Origin of the sequence: Agrococcus sediminis, from assembly GCF_007923295.1 — a bacterium.
GTDB classification, from domain to species: domain Bacteria; phylum Actinomycetota; class Actinomycetes; order Actinomycetales; family Microbacteriaceae; genus Agrococcus; species Agrococcus sediminis.
On the sequence record NZ_VOIR01000014.1, the window covers coordinates 103,515 to 120,827 of the forward strand.

Here is a 17,313-nt window from a genome sequence, read left to right on the forward strand (position 1 = left end):
CGCCGCTCAGCGCTCGGCGGTCGCGCCCTCGAGCTCGAGCGCGCGAGCCTGCTCGAGCGCCTGCGTGAAGACCTGCGCCGGCTGCGCGCCCGAGAGCCCGAGCCGCATGTCGAAGACGAAGAACGGCACGCCGTTCACGCCGAGCTCCCGCGCCTGCGCGATGTCGGCACGCACCGCGGGCAGGAAGCGCTCATCGCCGAGCGCCTCGCGCACCTCGTGCTCGTCGAGGCCCGCCTCCGCGCCGAGCGCCGCGAGCGCGTCGACGTCGCCGATGTCGATGCCGCGCTCGAAGTGCGCCGAGAGCAGCGCCTCCTTCACGGCGTCGCCGCGCCCGTGCGCCTTCGCGAGGTGCAGCAGCTGGTGCGCGCGCAGGCTGTTGGCGACCACGAGCCGGTCGAAGTCGTAGCGCAGGCCCTCGCCGGCCGCCTGCTCGGCGACGTGCTCGATCATCTGCCGCACCTGCTCGACGGGCATCCCCTTGCGGGTCGAGAGGTACTCGACCTCGGTGCCGTCGTAGCGCTGGGGGAGGCTCGGGTCGAGCTGGAACGAGTGCCAGGTCACCTCCACCTCGTCGCGGTGCTCCCAGGTGACGAGCGCCGCCTCGAACCTCCGCTTGCCGATGAAGCACCACGGGCACGCCACGTCTGACCAGATGTCGATCTGCATGCTGACGGCCAACGCGCGGCGGGCCGCCCGGATTCCGCATCCGTCCGGATCAGGATCCGGCGGGCTCCTGCAGCGGCCACGTGATCAGCGTGCGCATCGAGGCGGGGTCGACGTCGGGCCGCGGCTCCGTGAGGTACGTCTCCCACATCACCGGCCCGAGCGGCAGCCCCTGCTCCTCGGCCCAGGCCGCGAACCGGTCGTACGACGCCCGCATCGTGCCGTAGGCGCCGGCATGCGTCAGCTGCACGGCGCGGCCGGCGGGCAGCCGCTCCGCCGCGACGCCCTCCTCGGCCGCGACGGCCGCGTCGGCGGGGAAGCCGGCGCTCATCTCGATCGTGTCGGTCGGCGCCGACCAGTAGACGCCGACGGGCGCGCCGGTGGGGTGGATGTCCTGGCTCGCCATCACGCGCACGACCGTGCGGTAGGCGCGGTCGAAGAATTCGGTGATGCGCGCCATCGGGACGGTCTCGCGGATCGCCGCGATCGTCGTCGGCTGCAGCGTCACGAGCCGGGGGTCGGTGCTCTCGTCCATGCGGCCAGCGTCGCACCGAAGCGGCGCGACGGCCAGGGCCGGATCGCGCGGCGCCCGCTCAGGCGGGCAGCTCGTCGATGAGCGCGTCGGCCTCGGGGTCGTCCCAGTCGTCGAGGTCGAAGTCGTCGCCGTCATCGTCGTCGTCCGCCGCGGCGGAGGTCTCGACGGCAGTGTCGCCGTCGGCCTCGTCGCCGAGCCACGCGTCGGCGGCGGCCTCGAGGTCGTCGTCCTCGTCGTCGTCGAGGTCGTCGTCGTCGCGGTCGGCGTCCTCGGCCAGCTCGTCGCGCAGCCACTGCGCCAGCTCGCCCTCGGCCTCCGCATCGACCATCTCCTCGACGCTCTCCTCGTCGAGCGGCAGGATCGCCGCCACCCGGTCGCCGTCTCGGGCGACGAGCGTGTCGGGCTCGCCGTCCTCGCCCGGCACGCGCTCGACCGACTCGTGCCAGCCCGCCAGCAGGTCCTCGACCTGCGCCGCGAGCCGCTCGCGGTCCTCGTGCCACTCGGTCATCGCGCCTCCTCGGTGTCGTCCTGCGCGTGCGCGTCGCCCGTCGCGGGCCGCGCCAGTGCACCAGTCTGCACCCGTCGCAGGCGACGCGCCTGCAGGATGTAGTCGACGCACGCGATCACGTGCAGGCCGAGCCCGAGCAGCATGAGCGTCATCGCGATCGGGGTCACCCAGGGCAGCACCGTGTGGCCGACGAGCAGCAGCACGACGGCCGTGAGCATGAGCGCGGTGCGCACCTTCCCGAGCCAGGACACGTGGATGCTGCCGTCGTGCGCCGCGCGCCCGGCGAAGGCGACCGCGATGACGTCGACTCCCGCGATGACGGCGAGGATCCACCAGTCGACGGCGCCCGCGATCGCGAGCGACAGCGTCACGCCGATGATGCCGATGCGGTCGGCGACCGGGTCCATCACCTCGCCGACCCGCGACGTCTGGTCCATGGCGCGCGCGAGCACCCCGTCGATCCAGTCGGTCGACGCCCAGAGCGCCAGCAGCACGACCGGCAGCCACGACCCATCCGCACCCGCGACGATCAGCCAGCAGACGGGAGCCAGCAGGAGCAGCCGGGCGAGCGTGATGGCGTTCGGCAGCGTGAGGACCCGCGTGAAGTACGGGTCGTCCGGGTCGCGCTCACGTGCCGGGGCGGGGGCCATGCCCTCTTGATAGCACAGCGCGCGGGCGCAGTCAGGACGCGGCGGGGGAGCCGGCTCCGCTCACGCCGCCCCCGGCTCCGGCGCCGTGGCCGAGAGGCCGAGCCGCACCATCTCGACGATCCGCCACGACAGCGCCTCGCGCGTGCGCTCGTCGAGCGAGCGCAGCGGCCCCTCCACGGTCAGCGTCGCGAACCCGTGCACCGCCGACCACGCGAGCGCCTCGGCGCCGGGCCGCTGCTCGCGCGGCAGCTCGCCGACGGCCTCGAGCGCGTCGAACGCGCGCTCGAGCTGCTCGTAGGGGGTGCGCCCGCTCGCGCCGCGCGCCGCCTCGTCGTGCGCCGCCTCGAGGTCGCCGTGCGCGCGGAAGGCGAGGCGGAAGAGCCCCGGCTCCCGCCACGCGAACCGCACGTACCCGAGCCCGACCGCCGCGATCGCGCCGTCGGCCCACGCGGTCGCGTCGCCCGCCGGCACGCGCGCGAGCTCGTCCTCCATCGCATCCGCGACCATCGCGAGCGATCGGCGCGCGATCGCGCCGATGAGCTGCTCGTGGCTCGCGAAGTGCCGGTACACCGCCGATGGCGCGACGCCCACGGTGCGCGCGAGCTCCCGCAGGCTCACCGCCTCCGGGCCGCCAGCGCGCGCGGCGTCGAGGCCCGCGTCGAGGAGGGCGCGGCGCAGGTCGCCGTGGAAGTAGCCGGATCGTGCCACCCCTTGACGCTACCCGGCCGCCGGGCCTAATGTGAACGCCGTTCACACGATGGGCGAGGTGTCAGGAGCGACCATGGCGGTCCGGATGGTGTTCCCCAACTACGCGGTCGAGGAGATCGCGCGGTCGACGGCGTTCTACGAGGCGCTCGGCTTCACGCGCAACCCCGACTTCAGCGACGAGACGACGAGCTGCATGACGGTGAGCGACGAGGTCGCGATCATGCTGCTCGAGCGCGACCGCTTCGACGGGTTCCTCGTCGGCGACCAGCAGCGCGCCCCGCGCGGCTCCCTCGAGAACCTGCTCGCGATGCTGCTCGGCAGCCGCGAGGAGGTCGACGCGTTCGGCGCCGCCGGCGCGGCGGCGGGCGGTACGCTCTCCAAGCCGGTCGAGGAGAACGAGTGGGGCATGTACGGCGGCCAGCTCACGGATCCCGACGGCCACATCATCGACTTCTTCCACATGGAGGGCCCGCCGGCCTGATCGGCCCTCCGACTTCCCACGCAGCGACGCGAACCCGCGGGAATGCTCCGGCCGGGTTCGCGTTGCCATGACGCAGCACCATGCAGACCCACACCGAACCAGCCGGCAGCAGCGACACGCGCCCGGCACGCCCCGCATCCGATCGCCTCGCCCCCGGCGGGGCGATCATCATCGCCACCCTCCTCGTCTCGGCCTTCGTCGTGATCCTCAACGAGACGGCGATGAACGTCGCCATCTCGACCCTCGTCGAGGATCCCCAGCTCGGCATCGACGAGCGCGCCGCGCAGTGGCTCACCACCGCGTTCATGCTCACGATGGCCGTCGTCATCCCCACGACCGGCTGGCTCATGGCCCGCTTCTCGACGCGCACGCTCTACATCGCGGCGATGGGCTCGTTCGTGCTCGGCACGCTCATCGCCGGCATCGCGCCGTCGTTCGCGCTGCTGCTGCTCGGCCGCGTCGTGCAGGCATCCGGCACCGCGATCGTGTTCCCGCTGCTCATGACCACCGTCATGCAGCTCGTGCCGCCCGCCCGCCGCGGCGCGTTCATGGGCACCATCTCGCTCGTCATGTCGGTCGCGCCCGCGCTCGGCCCGACGCTCTCGGGCGCGATCCTGCAGATCGCCTCGTGGCGCTGGATCTTCCTCGGCGTCGCGCCGCTCGCGGTCGTCATGCTGCTCGTCGGCTGGCGCACGCTGCGCCGCGGCGACGCGCAGACGCCGCCGCGCCTCGACGTGCTCTCCATCCCGCTCGCGGCGCTCGGCTTCGGCGGCCTCGTCTACGGGCTGTCGCTCATGGGCGCGGAGGGCCTGCCGGCCTGGCAGCTGCCGGTGGCGCTCGGCGTCGGGGTCGTCGGGCTCGTGGCGTTCGTGCTCCGCCAGGTGCGCCTGCAGCGCAGCGACGCAGCCCTGCTCGACCTGCGCACGTTCCGCCACCCGCTCTTCACCGCATCCGTCGTCGTCATGATGATCGCGATGGCGGCGATGTTCGGCACGCTCATCCTGCTGCCGCTCATCCTGCAGGACGCGCTCGGGCTCGAGCCGCTGCAGGTGGGCCTCATCACGCTGCCGGGCGCGCTGCTCACGGGCCTGCTCGGCCCCGTCGTGGGCAACCTCTACGACCGGTGGGGGCCGCGCCCGCTCGTGATCCCCGGCGCGCTCGTCGTGCTCACCGCGCTCGTGCTCTACACGCAGCTGCAGGTGACGACCCCGTGGTGGGTCGTGCTCCTCATGCAGATGGTGCTGAGCCTCGGCTTCGCGTTCACGTTCCCGCCGCTGTTCACCGTCTCGCTCGGCTCGCTGCCGCACCACCTGTACGGGCACGGCTCGGCGATGGTCGGCACCGTGCAGCAGGTCGCGGGCGCCGCGGGCACGGCCGCGTTCGTGACGATCATGGCGACCCGTCAGGCCCAGCTCGTCGCCGAGGGCGTCGCGCGCGGCGACGCGCTGCTCGAGGGCGCGCGCATCGCCTTCACGGGCGCCGCGGCGCTGTGGGTGCTGGGCGTGATCGCCACGCTCTGGCTGCGGAAGCCCGCCGACGCAGTGCCCGCCGAGCCCGACCACCGCGACCCGGCGACGGGGCCGCTGCCCGCGGTGCCCGAGCCTGCGGCGGCTACGCCTGCGGAGCCGGCGGCGCGGTCGGTGCCTGCGGAGCCCGCCCCATGACGCGCACCGCCTCGGCGGCGTGCTCGTTCGTGACCTGCACCCCGTAGCGCTCGGCCTGCAGGCCGCGGATGCTCGTGAAGTCGCGCTTGCCGCCCGTCATGGCGTGCTGCACGACGGCCGCGATCATGCCGAACGCGGCGCCCATGAGCACGGCCCAGATCACCCACGCCCACGAGTCGGCGATGATCAGGCCGAAGAGCAGGCCGATGAAGAGACCGAACCAGGCGCCGCCGAGCGCGCCCGAGAGCGCGGCGCGGCCGTAGGTCATGCGGCCGAGCACCTGCTCGACGGTGGTGAGCCCGGTGCCGACGATGCGCACGTGCTGCACGGGGAACTCCGCGTCGCTCAAGCGGTCGACGAGGGCCTGCGCCTCCTCGTACGTGTCGAACTCGGCGATGGTGGTCGACGGCGGCGTCGGCTCGGTGCGGCCCCGCAGCGGGTCCTGGATGTCGGTCATGATGCCTCCTCGCGGCCACTCCGGGCCTCATCCGGCATCCTCGCACCCGTTGCCGAGTGCTCGCCCGGAGCGATGCGGGCGGCTGCGGCCTACCGGCGGTCCTCGGGTGCCGGGCGGTGCATGGCCGCCGACCCCGGGGCCGGATCGAACGCCGCGATCGCGGCCACGGCATCCGCCACGTCGTCGACGAGCGCGATGCCGGCCTCGCCCGGCTTGCCGCGCATGACCGCCTGCAGCAGCGGCCAGGCAGGCAGCTGCTCCGTCCAGTAGCGCTCTCCCAGCAGCACGAGCGGCGCCCACGCGCCCTCCTCGGCGTAGGAGTTCTCGCACGCGTCCTGGAAGATCTCCTGCACCGTGCCGCCGCTGCCGGGCAGCACCACGATGCCGGCGTTCGCGACGCGCAGCAGGATGTCCTCGCGCACGGAGTTCTGGAAGTACTTCGCGATCGAGGTCGCGAAGGAGTTGGGCGGCTCGTGGCCGTAGTGCCAGGTCGGGATGCCGAGCGAGACGCCGTCGCCGACGCGCTCGGCAACGCGACGGGCGGAGGCGATCCACTCGGGGATGGAGCCGTGGAACGACGGCACGGCCGCGAGCTCGTCGATCGCCTCGTCGAGCTCGGCGGGCGAGAGTGCGACCGCGCGGGCGCCGAGGTTGCCGGCCTCCATCGCGCCCGGCCCGCCGCCGGTGGCGACGATGCGGCCGGCGCGGGCGAGCCCGTGCGCGAGGTGCGCGGCCTGCCGGTAGGCCTCGGAGTCGCGCGCCAGGGCGTGGCCGCCCATGATGCCGACGATCGCCCTGCCCTGCACCCACTCGGTGAGCGCGTCGTCGATGGAGTGGTCGTGGAGCGCCGCGGCGAGGGTGTGCGCGATGTCGTGGTGGCGCGTGCGCGACCAGGCGTAGACGCGGGCGTCGAAGCTCTCGGCGTAGCCGTGCTCGAGGCCGTCGACGAGGTCGTCGGGGGAGTAGAGCGTCGACCGGTAGGCGTTGAACGGCACCTCGGGCACGTCGTCGAAGACGAGCGCCCCCTGCCCGGTGAGGCGCTCCTGCGCGCCCTCGGGGAGGTCGGAGCCGAGCACGAGCGCGCCGTAGCCGTCGAGCCGCGCGAGCACGTCGCCGCGCTCGCGCAGGTCGACGTCCTGGATGCGCCAGCCGTACATGCTGTGCGCCCGGGCGGCGAAGCGGTCGAACGCCTCGAGGGTGCCGATGTCGAGCAGTCGGCCGTGCTGCGGTCGCTCGTCGGAGTCGTGCATGCCGGGGAGCCTACCGAGCGGGCTCCGCGATGCCCTGAGCGCTCGGCGGCGACACCTCGATGCGGCTGCCGCCGCCGGGCAGCGGCACCACTCGGATGCGCGACGGGATGCGCTCCTGCATCTGCTGCACGTGGCTGATGACGCCCACGGTGCGACCGCCCGCGCGCAGCTCGTCGAGGGTCGCCATCGCCGCCTCGAGCGTGTCCTGGTCGAGCGACCCGAAGCCCTCGTCGACGAAGAGGGTCTCGAGCGACACCCCGCCGGCTTCCGCCTGCACGACGTCGGCGAGGCCGAGCGCGAGGGAGAGCGAGGCGAGGAAGGTCTCGCCGCCGGAGAGCGACCGGGTGGGGCGGGCGAGGCCCGTGTGCGCGTCGAGCACCGCGATGCCGAGCCCGCTCGCGCGGCCGTGCGAGGCGCGCGCCTCGTCGAGCACGAGCGTGAACCGGCCGTCCGTCATCGCCGCGAGGCGCAGGTTCGCCGCGTCGATGATGGTCGCGAGGCGCGTCGCGAGCACGTAGGTCTCGATGTCCTGCGCGCGCTCGTTCCTGCCGTCGAGGGCACGGGCGAGCCCGCGCACGGCGTCGGCGTGCTCGGCGCCCTCGGCGAGGGAGCGGATGGCTTCCCTCGCGGCGGCGAGGTCGGCGGCGGCGAGGTCGCGGGTCGTCTCGGCGGCCGCTGCCGCCCGGTTCGCGCGCGCGGCGACCGCGCTCGCCTCACCGAGCGCCGCCTCGAGCGGCTCGAGCTCCGGCGGCTCGCCGAGGCCGTCGAGGTCGGGCTGCGCGAGCACGCCGCGCGCGCTCGCGACGGCCGCGTCGTGGGTCGTGATGCGCGCGAGCAGCGCCTTCCTCGCGGCGGGCTCGAGCCGCATCCCGGCCGTCGCCTCGCGATCGGGCAGCGCGTGCTCGGCGAGCGCCGCTGCCCCCGCGCTCGCGGCCGCGTGCTGCTCGGCGCGGGCCGCGCCGGCGTGCGCGTCGGCGTCGAGCCAGCGGCGCAGCGCATCGCGCCGACCGGTCGCGGCGGCGAGCAGCGCGCGGGCGTCGGGATGCTCTCCGAGCTCCTCCGCGAGTCGGTCGCGCGCGTCGTCCCGTCGGGCGCACGCGGTCGCCGCCTCGGCGGCGCTCGCGGCAGCAGCCAGCTCGACCTCGGCGACCTCGGCGTCGAGGCGCTCGGCGGCCGCATCGTGCTCGGCGAGCTGCCGCTCGGCCTCGTCGCGCTCGAGCGCGGCGTCGGCGGCGACGCGCACCGCGGCCCGCGCCTCCTCGAGCGCGCGCTCGAGCGACGCCCGATCGTCGTCCCCCGCGCGGGCCTCGGCGGCCGCGAGCCGCTGCTCGAGCGCGGCGAGCGCCTCGTGCGCCGCGCTCGCGCCGGCGAGCGCGCGCTGGCTCCGCTCGATCGCGGCGGCGACGTCGTCGGCCGTGACCGCCTCGCTCGCCGGCGCGTGCGGCGCCGGGTGCTCGATCGAGCCGCACACCGGGCACGGCTCGCCGTCCGCGAGCTCGCTCGCGAGCTCGCCCGCCATGCCGTCGATGCGCGCGGCCTGCAGCCGGTGCAGCTCGTCGGCCGCGGTGTGCTGCGCTGCGGCGCTGCGCACCGCCTCCGCCCGAGCGGCGGCGAGCGGCTCGGCGAGCGCGTCGGCGGCGTCGCGCGCCGCGAGCCGCTCGAGGGCGGCGTCGACCTGCCGGGCTGCCGCGTCGGCGCCGGCGGCGAGCGCGGTCGCGGCCTCGCGCGCGTCGCTCAGCAGCCGGCGGGCGGCCGGCGCGTCGGCGCGGCGTCGCTTCGCCGCGTCGACCGCGGCCTGCGCCTGCGCCGCCGCCGCCTCGGCCGCCGTCGCCTGGCGGTCGAGCCCCGGCAGCGACGCCTCGAGCGCTCGCGTCTCGGTCGCGCGGGACGCGACGCGCACCGCGGCCTCGTGCTCGGCCTCGACGATCGGACGCTCGGCCGCGACGTCGGCGGGGAGCGCGGCGGTCGCCGCGTCGAGCTCGACGACCGAGCGCTCCACGCCGGTGTCGGCGCGCGCCCAGCGGTCGAGCTCCGCCGCGACCCCGGCGGCGCGATCGGCGTCGGCGAGCCGCTCGCGGTCGTCGTCGATCGCCGCGGCGGCCTCGGCGAGGTCGGCGAGCGCCGACAGTGCCGCGTCGCGCCGCGCGATGCGCTCGAGGAGCGCCCGCGCCTCGTCGCGCGCCGTCCGCGCCCCGCGCTCGGCGGCTCCCGCCGCCGTCGCGACCTCGGCCGACTGCGCGACCCGGTCGTCGATCGCCGCCTCGAGCGCGGCGAGCGCCGCCTCGTCGGCGCCGTCGGGCAGCGCCTCCTCCTCGTCGGTGCGCAGCGACGCAGCCGCGTCGCGCACGCGGGCGGCGCGGTCGTCGCGCTCGCGCTCGAGCGCCTCGCGCTCGGCCGTGATCGCCTTCGCGTCGGCGACGAGCAGCTCGCGCAGCCGCCGCATGCTCCCGGTGCCGAAGAGCCGCTCGAGCAGCGCCTTGCGCTCGTCGCTCGAGGCCGCGAGGAACTCGGCGAACCCGCCCTGCGCGAGCAGGATGACCTTGAGGAACTCGTCCTTGCGCAGGCCCAGGCTCCGCACGACCTCGGTGCTCGCGTCGTCGACGCTCGTCGCGAGGGTGCGCCAGCCGTCGCCATCGCGCTCCCACAGCGTCGCCGTCGCGCGCTCCTTCGTGAGCCCCGTGCCCCGCAGCTTGGGGCGCTCGTACTCGGGCGTGCGCCGCACCCGCAGGACGCGGTCGCCGACCGCCACGTCGAGCTCGACCCAGGTGAGGTCGGCGGGGCCGGCGAGGTCGCTGCGGAGGTGCGCGGCGCCCTTCGCGTAGCGCGGGGCGCCGCCGTAGAGCGCGTACGTGATGGCGTCGAGGATCGTCGACTTGCCCGCGCCCGTCGGGCCCGCGATGAGGTAGAGGCCGTCGGCGTCGAACGCCGCGAAGTCGATCTCGAACCGGTCGCGGTACGGGCCGAAGCCGGCGAGCTCGAGCCGCAGCAGCCTCACTGCGCGGACTCCGCGGCGACCGCGCGCGCGAGGCCGTCGCGCACGAGCGCGGCCTCGGCGTCGGTCGCGCCCGCCCCGGCGCGCACGTGCTCGAGGAAGTCGCCGACGACCTCCGCCTCCGAGCGGCGGGCGAGCCGCGCGCGCACCTCGATCGCGGGCAGGTCGTCGCCGCCGAGCCACTGCACCTCGGCCGCGTGCAGCCAGCGGGCGCGGAGGCGCCGCATCGCGTCCATGGGCCGCACGCGGTCGGTGAGCCGGGCCCGGATCCAGTGCTCCTCGGTGCCCTCGAGGCGCGCATCCGCGAGCAGCGCGTCGAGCTCGCCCTCGATCGTCGTGAGCTGCCGCGGCACGGGCAGGTCGACCCACTCGACCTCGGCGAGGCCATCGGCGTCGAGGTCGACGAGCCAGCCGCCGCGCAGCGGCGAGCGCTCCTTGAAGGAGTAGTAGAGCGGGGCGCCCGAGTAGCGCACCGAGCGGGAGAGCTCCTGCCGCGAGTGCAGGTGGCCGAGCGCGACGTAGTCGACGCCCTCGAACCGCGAGGCGGGCACGACGTCGAGGCCGCCCGCGGTGATGTCGCGCGGGGCGTCGTCCTCCGGCGCTGCGACACCCGCGGCGAAGCAGTGCGCGAGCACGACCGAGCGCGCGGGCGACTCGGCGAGCGACGCCCGCACGGCGGCCATCGCCCACGCGATCGCGTCGTCCTGGCTCGCGATCCCGGCCTCGGGCAGCGACGAGCGCAGCGCCACCGGCTCGAGGTACGGCACCGCGAAGACGTGCACCGGCCCGTGCTCGTCGGCGAGCTCGACGCGCCACGACTCCGGCTCGAGCGCGAGGGTGCTCAGGTGCAGGCCGCCCGCCCGCGCGAAGCCGGCGTTCGCGCCCAGCCGCGCGGCCGAGTCGTGGTTGCCGCTCGCGAGCACGATCTCGGCCCCCGCGGCGCGGATCTCGCCGAGCGCGAGCGTCAGCGCCTCGACGTGCCGGCCGGCGGGCATCGCCGAGTCGTAGACGTCGCCCGCGACGAGCACCGCGTCGACCCCGCGGTCGCGGACGATGCCCGCGATCGCGCCCAGCGCATCCGCGAGCGCGTCGAGCGTGTCGGCCCCGTGGAACGTGCGCCCGACGTGCCAGTCGGAGGTGTGGAGCAGCCGCATGCACCCACGCTACGTGCGGCCGCCGACGTCGGGTCGCACCGCCGCGCGCCGATAGGCTGGATCCAGGCCCCTGCCCGCGCGCTCGAGAGGGACTGCACCACGTGCTGCTCACTGTGACGACACTCGCCGTCCTCGGCGTCGTCGCGAGCGCCCTCAGCAGCCGCATGGGCCGCTGGGTGTTCCTGCTGCCCGCCGCGGCGAGCCTCGCCGCCGCCGTCTGGTTCGGCCTGCAGGGCCCGGCCGTCGCGGCCGGAGCGGTGCTGCAGGAGCGGGTGGAGTGGATGCCCTCGCTCGGCATCGCGATCGACCTGCGGCTCGGCGCGCTCCAGTGGCTGCTCGCGATGGTCGTGCTCGGCGTCGGCGGCCTGATCTTCGTCTACTGCGCGTGGTACTTCGAGTCGCGCACGCTCGCGGCGCGCACGGTGGGCCTCCTCACCGGCTTCGCCGCCTCGATGCTGCTGCTCGTGCTCGCCGACGACCTCATCGTGCTGACGATCGGGTGGGAGCTCACGACGATCTTCAGCTACCTGCTCGTCGGCCTCAACCACCGCTCGTCGAGCAACCGCCGGGCCGCGCAGACGGCGCTCATCGTCACGACCGTCGGCGGGCTCACGATGCTCACGGGCATCATGCTGCTCGAGGCAGAGACCGGCACATTCTCGCTCGCGGCGACCCTCGCCGACCCGCCGCGCACCGCCGCCGCGGCGTGGGCGGCGGCGCTCATGCTCGTCGGCGCGCTGTCGAAGTCGGCGATCGTGCCCTTCCAGTACTGGCTGCCGGGCGCGATGGCGGCGCCCACCCCCGTGTCGGCGTTCCTCCACGCCGCTGCGATGGTCAAGGCGGGCGTCTTCCTCATCGCGGCGCTCACGCCCGCCTTCGTCGAGCTGCCCTGGTGGCGCTGGGGGCTCGTGACCCTCGGCATCGCGACGATGCTGCTCGGCGCGGTGCGGGCGATGCGGCAGCTCGACATCAAGGTGCTGCTCGCGCACGGCACCGTCAGCCAGCTCGGCCTGCTCGTGACGGTGCTCGGCATCGGCACGCAGGCGTCGATGCAGGCGGGCCTCGCGCTGCTCGCCGCCCACGCGGTCTTCAAGGCTGCGCTGTTCATGGTCGTCGGCGTCGTCGACCGCGGCACCGGCACGCGCGACCTGCGCGAGCTCGGCGGGCTGGGGCGGCGGATGCCCGTGGCGGCCGGGGCCGCGATCCTCGCGGCCGCGTCGATGGCGGGCATCCCGCCGATGATCGGCTTCCTCGGGAAGGAGGCCGCGCTCGACGCCGCGCTCGCCGACGCCCAGGGCTCCCTCGTCGCGATCGGCTGGGTCGCCTTCATCGGCATCGCGGCCGGTGCGGCGCTCACCGTCGCCTACTCGCTGCGCCTCATCGTCGGCGTCTTCTTCGGCCGCCCGGGCGCCGAGGTCGCGAAGCGCTCGCCGATGCTCGTCGCGGCGCCCGTGGCGCTCGCGCTCCTGGGGCTGGCGCTCGGCTTCGCCGGCGACGCGATCTCCGCGGCGCTGCTCCCGCACGCCGCCACGGTGCCCGCGGGCGAGGAGGCGCCGCACCTCGCGCTCTGGCACGGCCTCACCCCGGCGCTCGGCGCATCGGCGCTCGCGTGGCTCGCGGGTGCCGCGCTGCACGTCGCGCTCGGCGGCCGGCGGCGCGCGCCGCAGGGCCAGGACCCGTTCGAGCGCGGCTACCACGCGAGCATGCGCGGCCTCGACCGCCTCGCGGTCGAGGTCACCGGCCGCCTGCAGTCGGGCTCGCTGCCGCTGCACCTGACGACCATCCTGCTCGTCGTCGTCGCGGGCCCCGGCGTCGCGCTGCTGCTCGCCGGCGCCCTCACCGCCGACCTGCGCGCCTACGACACGCTCGGACAGGTCGGCACCGCGATCGTGATCGTCGTCGCCGCGGTCTTCGCCACCACGACGCGAGGGCGGCTGAAGGCCTTCATGCTGCTGTCGGTCGTCGGCTACGGCGTCGCGTTCATGTTCCTCCTGCACGGGGCGCCCGACCTCGCGCTCACGCAGGCGCTCAGCGAGACGGTGTTCCTCGTCATCCTCGTGCTGGTGCTGCGGCGCCTGCCGAAGTACTTCACCGACCGGCCGCTGCGCGCCGCCCGCTACCTGCGGGCGCTGCTCGGCATCGCGGTCGGCACGTTCGCGGCGCTCGCGGCGCTCGCGGCCCTGCAGGCGCGCACGGCGACGCCCAGCTCCGCCGCGTTCTACGAGTGGGCGTACGACTTCGGGCACGGCTCCAACATCGTCAACGTGACGCTCGTCGACATCCGCGCCTGGGACACGCTCGGCGAGGTCTCGGTGCTGCTGGCCGCCGCGACGGGCGTCGCGAGCCTCATCTTCGTGCGACGCCCGGTCGCGGGCGGCTCGGGCGTGCTGCGGCAGCCGTCGAAGGCGTCGCGCAGCCGCGGCTTCCTCGCGGGCTCCTTCGGCGACGCCTCGATGGACTCGCCGGTGCTCGAGATGATCACGCGCCTGCTGTTCCCGATCATGATGCTCGTCTCCATCTACCTGCTGGCGGTGGGCCACAACGAGCCCGGCGGCGGCTTCGCGGGCGGCCTCGTCGCGGGCATCGCGCTCGCGGTGCGCTACCTCGCCGGCGGCCGCGAGGAGCTCACCGAGGCCGTGCCGTTCGACGCGGGCAAGCTGCTCGGCGGCGGCATGGCGGTCGTGATCGCGAGCGTGGTCTGGCCCATCCTCATCGGCGGCAGGATCGGCGAGTCGTACGCGATCGAGGCGACGTTGCCGCTGCTCGGCGACCAGAAGCTCGTCACGACGCTCTTCTTCGACATCGGCGTCTGGCTCATCGTCTTCGGCGCGATGCTCGACTTCGTCCGCTCCCTCGGCGCCGGCATCGACCTGCACGGCGAGCAGGACCTCGCGCCCCGCCCCGCCTGGCGCTCCGACCGCTCCCTGCCCGGCCGGGAGGTCGCACAGTGACCCCCACGCTCATCCTCGCCGTCGCGGGCGGCGCGCTCACCGCCGCGGGCGTCTACCTGCTGCTCGAGCGCAGCCTCATGCGCATCCTCGCCGGCCTCATGCTCGCCTCCAACGGGGTCAACCTGCTCTTCCTCGTGGCCGCCGGCCCCGCGGGCCTCGCCCCGATCGTCGGCCAGGACCCGGAGCAGATCGCCGACCCGCTGCCGCAGGCGATGGTGCTCACGGCGATCGTGATCACGCTCGCCGCGAGCGCGCTGCTGCTCGCGATGTCGTACCGCTCGTTCCAGCTCGAGGGCCACGACGAGGTCGCCGACGACGTCGAGGACGCCATCGTGCGCCGCCGGGCCGAGGCCGACCTCTCGAGCGAGGCCTACGTCGAGCTCACGCCCGAGGCGCAGCCCGACACCGAGTCCGGCGGCCGGGCGGGGGACGCGCGCTGATGGATCTCGCGAACCTCGTCCCCATCCCCGTGCTGCTGCCGCTGCTCGCGGCCGGCATCACGCTCACGCTCGCCAGGCGGCCCGCGCTGCAGCGCATCGTCTCGGGCACGACGCTCGGCCTCGTCGCGGTGCTCGCGCTCATCCTGTGCCTCGGGGCGGATGCGCAGGGGCCGATCGTGCTGTGGGTCGGGGCGTGGCCGGAGGGGCTCGGCATCGTGCTCGTGGCCGACCGGCTGTCGTCGCTGCTCGTGCTCGTGTCGAGCATCGTCACCGCGATCGTCGTGATCTTCCCGTCCCGCCGCGACATCGCCGACAGCGCCGACGGGGCGCCGGTGTCGGTCTTCCACCCGACGTTCCTCGTGCTCACGGCCGGCGTCTCGCACGCGTTCCTCGCGGGCGACCTCTTCAACCTGTTCGTCGGCTTCGAGATGCTGCTGTTCTCCTCGTACGTGCTGATCATGCTCGGCGCGACGAAGGAGCGCGTGCGCGCAGGGTCGACGTACGTGACGGTGAGCCTGCTGTCGTCGACGCTCTTCCTGCTGGCGATCGCGATCGTCTACGCGGCCACCGGCACGGTGTCGTTCGCGCAGCTGCCCGAGCGGCTCGCGGCCCTCGACCCGGGCCTGCAGCTCGTCATCCAGCTGCTGCTGCTCGTCGTCTTCGGCATCAAGGCCGCCATCTTCCCGCTGCAGTCGTGGCTGCCCGACTCCTACCCGACGGCTCCCGCGAGCGTCACCGCGGTCTTCGCGGGCCTGCTCACGAAGGTCGGCGTCTTCGCGATCATCCGCCTGCAGACGCTGCTGTTCCCGCACAGCCCGCTCACCGAGCTCCTGCTCGCGGTCGCCATCCTCACGCTCGTGCTCGGCATCCTCGGCGCGCTCGCGCAGGGCGAGATCAAGCGACTGCTGTCGTTCACGCTCGTGAGCCACATCGGCTACATGCTGCTGGGGGTCGCGCTCGGCACCGAGGCGGGGCTCGCGGGCGCGATCTTCTACATCGTCCACCACATCCTCGTGCAGACGGCGCTCTTCATCGTCGTCGGGCTCATCGAGCGCGTGGGGGGCTCGACGAGCCTCGCTCGCCTCGGCGGGCTCGCCTCGGTGCCGCTGCTCGCGGCGCTCTACCTGATCCCGGCGCTCAACCTGGGCGGCATCCCGCCGTTCTCCGGCTTCCTCGGCAAGGTGGCGCTCATGGATGCGGCGCTCGAGGTGCCGACGCCGCTCGCGGTCGCGGCCGTGGTCGCGGGCGTCGCGACGAGCCTGCTCACGCTGCTGGCGGTCGTGCGGGTGTGGCAGCGCGCGTTCTGGCAGGACCGCGGCGAGGACGACGACCGGGTGCACTCGCTGCGCGTGCTCCCGCGCGTGTGGGTCTTCGCGTCGACGGCGCTCGTGCTCATCACCGTCTCGCTCACCGCGCTCGCCGGGCCGCTCACCGACTACGCGCAGCGCGCGTCGGTCGACATCCGCGGGGGCGCCTACCAGCTCGCGGTCGAGGAGGCGACACCATGAGCCGCCCGGAGCTGCGCACCCGCGTCTCGGTCTTCGCGACGATCGGCCTCGCCCTCATCTGGATGCTGCTGTGGGGCGACCTGTCGCTCGGCGCGGCGCTCTGGGGGGTCGCGATCGCGCTCCTGATCCAGGTGCTGTTCCCGCTGCCCGACGTGCCGGAGCTCGAGTCGTTCCGACCGCTCGGCTTCCTGCGGCTCGTGGTCGTGACGATGTGGGGCCTGCTCGTCTCCTCGTTCCAGGTGGCCGCGAAGGTGCTGGCGTTCTGGCGGCCCACCCGCAACGCGATCATCCTGGTGCGCCTGCGGAGCGACTCCGAGTTCATCACCGCCATCACCGCGGAGCTCGTGACGCTCGTGCCCGGCTCGGTCGCGATCGACGCGCGCGACGGCGAGCTGCTCGTGCACGTGTTCGACGCGGGCTCCGAGGCGGCGATCGCGCACGCGCGCGAGCGCGTGCGCTCGACCGAGGCGACCGTGCTGCTCGCCTTCGGCACCCCCGAGGACCGCGCGCTGCTGGAGGAGGACTGATGGATGCCGTGCTCATCGTCGCGGGGCTCATGCTGTTCGCGGCCGCGGTGCTCACGCTCGTGCGGATCGTGCGCGGGCCGGGGCCGAGCGACCGGGTCGTCGCGACCGACGTGCTCATCGCCGTGGTCGCGGGCGCGCTCGTCGTCGAGGCCGCGATCAACCGCCATCCGCACACGATCGCCGTGATCCTGGTGCTGTCGCTGCTCGCCTTCGCGGGCACGGTGTCGATGGCGCGGTTCGTCGCCGGCAGGGAGGGCGTCGTCGGCACCGGTCCGGCCTCCGCGAGCGGGCTCGAGGGCGATGCGCCGAAGGACGAGGACGGGGGCCCGCGATGAGCTGGGAGCCCGTGCTCGACGTCGTCGGCAGCGTGCTGATCCTGCTCGGCGCGGCGCTCGCGCTCACCGCCGCGATCGGGCTCGTGCGGCTGCCCGACGTGCTCAACCGGATGCACGCGGCGTCGAAGCCGCAGACGCTCGGGTTCCTGCTGCTGTGCGTCGGGCTGTCGCTCATCCTGCGCGACGGCGCCGCCTCGGCGCTCCTCGCCCTCGCGTGCGGCCTGCAGCTGGTGACCGCGCCGGTCGCGACGCAGATGATGGGCAGGGCGGCGTACCGCACGGGGCAGTTCCGCCGCGACCTGCTGGTGGAGGACGCGGGTCGCGACCGCGACGACGAGACCCGGTAGGATCGCACCGACAGCACAGCCGGCCGCTGCACGCCCGTGCGGGAGAGCCCCTCCGGGGGCACCGAAGGAGCAAGCCTCCCCGCCAAACTCTCAGGTCCTCGAACCGCACGGGAAGGCCACACTGGAGCCGTTCGAGACGATCG

General features: G+C 74.7%; 17 protein-coding genes and 1 riboswitch. Of the genes, 8 read left to right on the forward strand and 9 right to left on the reverse strand.

Features of this window, described 5'->3' with window-relative positions; genetic code table 11:
• Positions 1-6: 6 nt before the first annotated feature.
• The 5 genes from FQ330_RS08095 to FQ330_RS08115 are packed head-to-tail and all read right to left on the reverse strand — an operon-like array spanning position 7 to position 3,064.
• Positions 7-666, reverse strand: a complete 660-nt coding sequence (locus tag FQ330_RS08095) for a DsbA family oxidoreductase (protein ID WP_146356629.1) — start codon at positions 664-666, stop codon at positions 7-9.
• 49 nt (positions 667-715) lie between these two features.
• The gene (locus FQ330_RS08100; protein WP_192575884.1) at positions 716-1,198 is read right to left on the reverse strand and encodes a GyrI-like domain-containing protein; all 483 of its coding nucleotides are present in this window, start codon (positions 1,196-1,198) and stop codon (positions 716-718) included.
• A gap of 58 nt (positions 1,199-1,256) precedes the next feature.
• Positions 1,257-1,706, reverse strand: coding sequence for a hypothetical protein (locus FQ330_RS13310; RefSeq protein WP_192575885.1), 450 nt, complete (start codon positions 1,704-1,706; stop codon positions 1,257-1,259).
• A complete protein-coding gene (locus FQ330_RS08110) occupies positions 1,703-2,356 on the reverse strand; it encodes a CDP-alcohol phosphatidyltransferase family protein (RefSeq protein WP_146356633.1) in 654 nt (217 codons plus the stop codon). Before FQ330_RS08110 ends, FQ330_RS13310 begins: the two co-directional genes overlap by 4 nt.
• A 60-nt stretch (positions 2,357-2,416) precedes the next feature.
• A complete protein-coding gene (locus FQ330_RS08115; protein WP_146356635.1) occupies positions 2,417-3,064 on the reverse strand; it encodes a TetR/AcrR family transcriptional regulator in 648 nt (215 codons plus the stop codon).
• Between the two features lie 73 nt (positions 3,065-3,137).
• Between FQ330_RS08115 and FQ330_RS08120 the strand changes: the two genes are divergently transcribed.
• Positions 3,138-3,545 carry a VOC family protein gene (locus FQ330_RS08120; RefSeq protein WP_128188882.1) on the forward strand — a complete coding sequence of 136 codons (408 nt, stop codon included), beginning with the start codon at positions 3,138-3,140 and terminating at the stop codon, positions 3,543-3,545.
• Positions 3,546-3,625: 80 nt separating this feature from the next.
• Positions 3,626-5,209, forward strand: a complete 1,584-nt coding sequence (locus tag FQ330_RS08125) for an MDR family MFS transporter (protein ID WP_146356637.1) — start codon at positions 3,626-3,628, stop codon at positions 5,207-5,209.
• On the opposite strand, the gene FQ330_RS08130 is transcribed toward FQ330_RS08125, so the two are convergent.
• The 4 genes from FQ330_RS08130 to FQ330_RS08145 form a co-directional block, all read right to left on the reverse strand.
• Entirely contained in the window at positions 5,157-5,666 is a 510-nt protein-coding gene (locus FQ330_RS08130) for a general stress protein (RefSeq protein ID WP_146356639.1), read from the reverse strand. The two genes, FQ330_RS08125 and FQ330_RS08130, sit on opposite strands and share 53 nt — an antisense overlap.
• Before the next feature lie 89 nt (positions 5,667-5,755).
• Entirely contained in the window at positions 5,756-6,916 is a 1,161-nt protein-coding gene (locus FQ330_RS08135) for an LOG family protein (protein ID WP_146356641.1), read from the reverse strand.
• A gap of 10 nt (positions 6,917-6,926) precedes the next feature.
• Entirely contained in the window at positions 6,927-9,911 is a 2,985-nt protein-coding gene (locus FQ330_RS08140) for an AAA family ATPase (protein ID WP_146356643.1), read from the reverse strand.
• Positions 9,908-11,062, reverse strand: coding sequence for an exonuclease SbcCD subunit D (locus FQ330_RS08145; RefSeq protein WP_146356645.1), 1,155 nt, complete (start codon positions 11,060-11,062; stop codon positions 9,908-9,910). The genes FQ330_RS08140 and FQ330_RS08145 overlap by 4 nt, the downstream gene beginning before the upstream one ends.
• Before the next feature lie 113 nt (positions 11,063-11,175).
• On the opposite strand from FQ330_RS08145, the gene FQ330_RS08150 reads away from it, so the two are divergent.
• Genes FQ330_RS08150 through mnhG form a run of 6 tightly spaced genes read left to right on the forward strand, consistent with a single transcriptional unit; the run spans position 11,176 to position 17,170 of the window.
• On the forward strand, positions 11,176-14,013 hold the full coding sequence (locus FQ330_RS08150; protein WP_225792758.1) for a Na+/H+ antiporter subunit A: 2,838 nt from the start codon (positions 11,176-11,178) through the stop codon (positions 14,011-14,013).
• Positions 14,010-14,453, forward strand: a complete 444-nt coding sequence (locus tag FQ330_RS08155) for a Na(+)/H(+) antiporter subunit C (protein ID WP_146356649.1) — start codon at positions 14,010-14,012, stop codon at positions 14,451-14,453. The genes FQ330_RS08150 and FQ330_RS08155 overlap by 4 nt, the downstream gene beginning before the upstream one ends.
• Positions 14,453-15,961: a Na+/H+ antiporter subunit D gene (locus FQ330_RS08160; protein ID WP_146356651.1), complete on the forward strand. Its 1,509-nt coding sequence runs from the start codon at positions 14,453-14,455 to the stop codon at positions 15,959-15,961. Before FQ330_RS08155 ends, FQ330_RS08160 begins: the two co-directional genes overlap by 1 nt.
• Positions 15,958-16,488 (forward strand): Na+/H+ antiporter subunit E, encoded by a 531-nt coding sequence (locus tag FQ330_RS08165; RefSeq protein ID WP_146356653.1) that lies wholly within the window; start codon positions 15,958-15,960, stop codon positions 16,486-16,488. The genes FQ330_RS08160 and FQ330_RS08165 overlap by 4 nt, the downstream gene beginning before the upstream one ends.
• Complete coding sequence (locus tag FQ330_RS08170) at positions 16,488-16,823, forward strand: monovalent cation/H+ antiporter complex subunit F (protein WP_146356655.1); 336 nt, start codon at positions 16,488-16,490, stop codon at positions 16,821-16,823. The genes FQ330_RS08165 and FQ330_RS08170 overlap by 1 nt, the downstream gene beginning before the upstream one ends.
• The gene (gene mnhG / locus FQ330_RS08175; protein ID WP_146356657.1) at positions 16,820-17,170 is read left to right on the forward strand and encodes a monovalent cation/H(+) antiporter subunit G; all 351 of its coding nucleotides are present in this window, start codon (positions 16,820-16,822) and stop codon (positions 17,168-17,170) included. Before FQ330_RS08170 ends, mnhG begins: the two co-directional genes overlap by 4 nt.
• 29 nt (positions 17,171-17,199) lie before the next feature.
• Positions 17,200-17,286, forward strand: a riboswitch (glycine riboswitch).
• The last annotated feature ends 27 nt before the right edge of the window (positions 17,287-17,313 follow it).

Bases quoted from the DNA above. Each gene is read 5' to 3' on its own strand.
- FQ330_RS08095 (WP_146356629.1), bottom strand. From the start codon at position 666: ATGCAGATCGACATCTGGTCAGACGTGGCGTGCCCGTGGTGCTTCATC.
- FQ330_RS08100 (WP_192575884.1), bottom strand. From the start codon at position 1,198: ATGGACGAGAGCACCGACCCCCGGCTCGTGACGCTGCAGCCGACGACG.
- FQ330_RS13310 (WP_192575885.1), bottom strand. From the start codon at position 1,706: ATGACCGAGTGGCACGAGGACCGCGAGCGGCTCGCGGCGCAGGTCGAG.
- FQ330_RS08110 (WP_146356633.1), bottom strand. From the start codon at position 2,356: ATGGCCCCCGCCCCGGCACGTGAGCGCGACCCGGACGACCCGTACTTC.
- FQ330_RS08120 (WP_128188882.1), top strand. From the start codon at position 3,138: ATGGCGGTCCGGATGGTGTTCCCCAACTACGCGGTCGAGGAGATCGCG.
- FQ330_RS08125 (WP_146356637.1), top strand. From the start codon at position 3,626: ATGCAGACCCACACCGAACCAGCCGGCAGCAGCGACACGCGCCCGGCA.
- FQ330_RS08130 (WP_146356639.1), bottom strand. From the start codon at position 5,666: ATGACCGACATCCAGGACCCGCTGCGGGGCCGCACCGAGCCGACGCCG.
- FQ330_RS08135 (WP_146356641.1), bottom strand. From the start codon at position 6,916: ATGCACGACTCCGACGAGCGACCGCAGCACGGCCGACTGCTCGACATC.
- FQ330_RS08145 (WP_146356645.1), bottom strand. From the start codon at position 11,062: ATGCGGCTGCTCCACACCTCCGACTGGCACGTCGGGCGCACGTTCCAC.
- FQ330_RS08160 (WP_146356651.1), top strand. From the start codon at position 14,453: ATGGATCTCGCGAACCTCGTCCCCATCCCCGTGCTGCTGCCGCTGCTC.
- FQ330_RS08165 (WP_146356653.1), top strand. From the start codon at position 15,958: ATGAGCCGCCCGGAGCTGCGCACCCGCGTCTCGGTCTTCGCGACGATC.
- FQ330_RS08170 (WP_146356655.1), top strand. From the start codon at position 16,488: ATGGATGCCGTGCTCATCGTCGCGGGGCTCATGCTGTTCGCGGCCGCG.
- mnhG (WP_146356657.1), top strand. From the start codon at position 16,820: ATGAGCTGGGAGCCCGTGCTCGACGTCGTCGGCAGCGTGCTGATCCTG.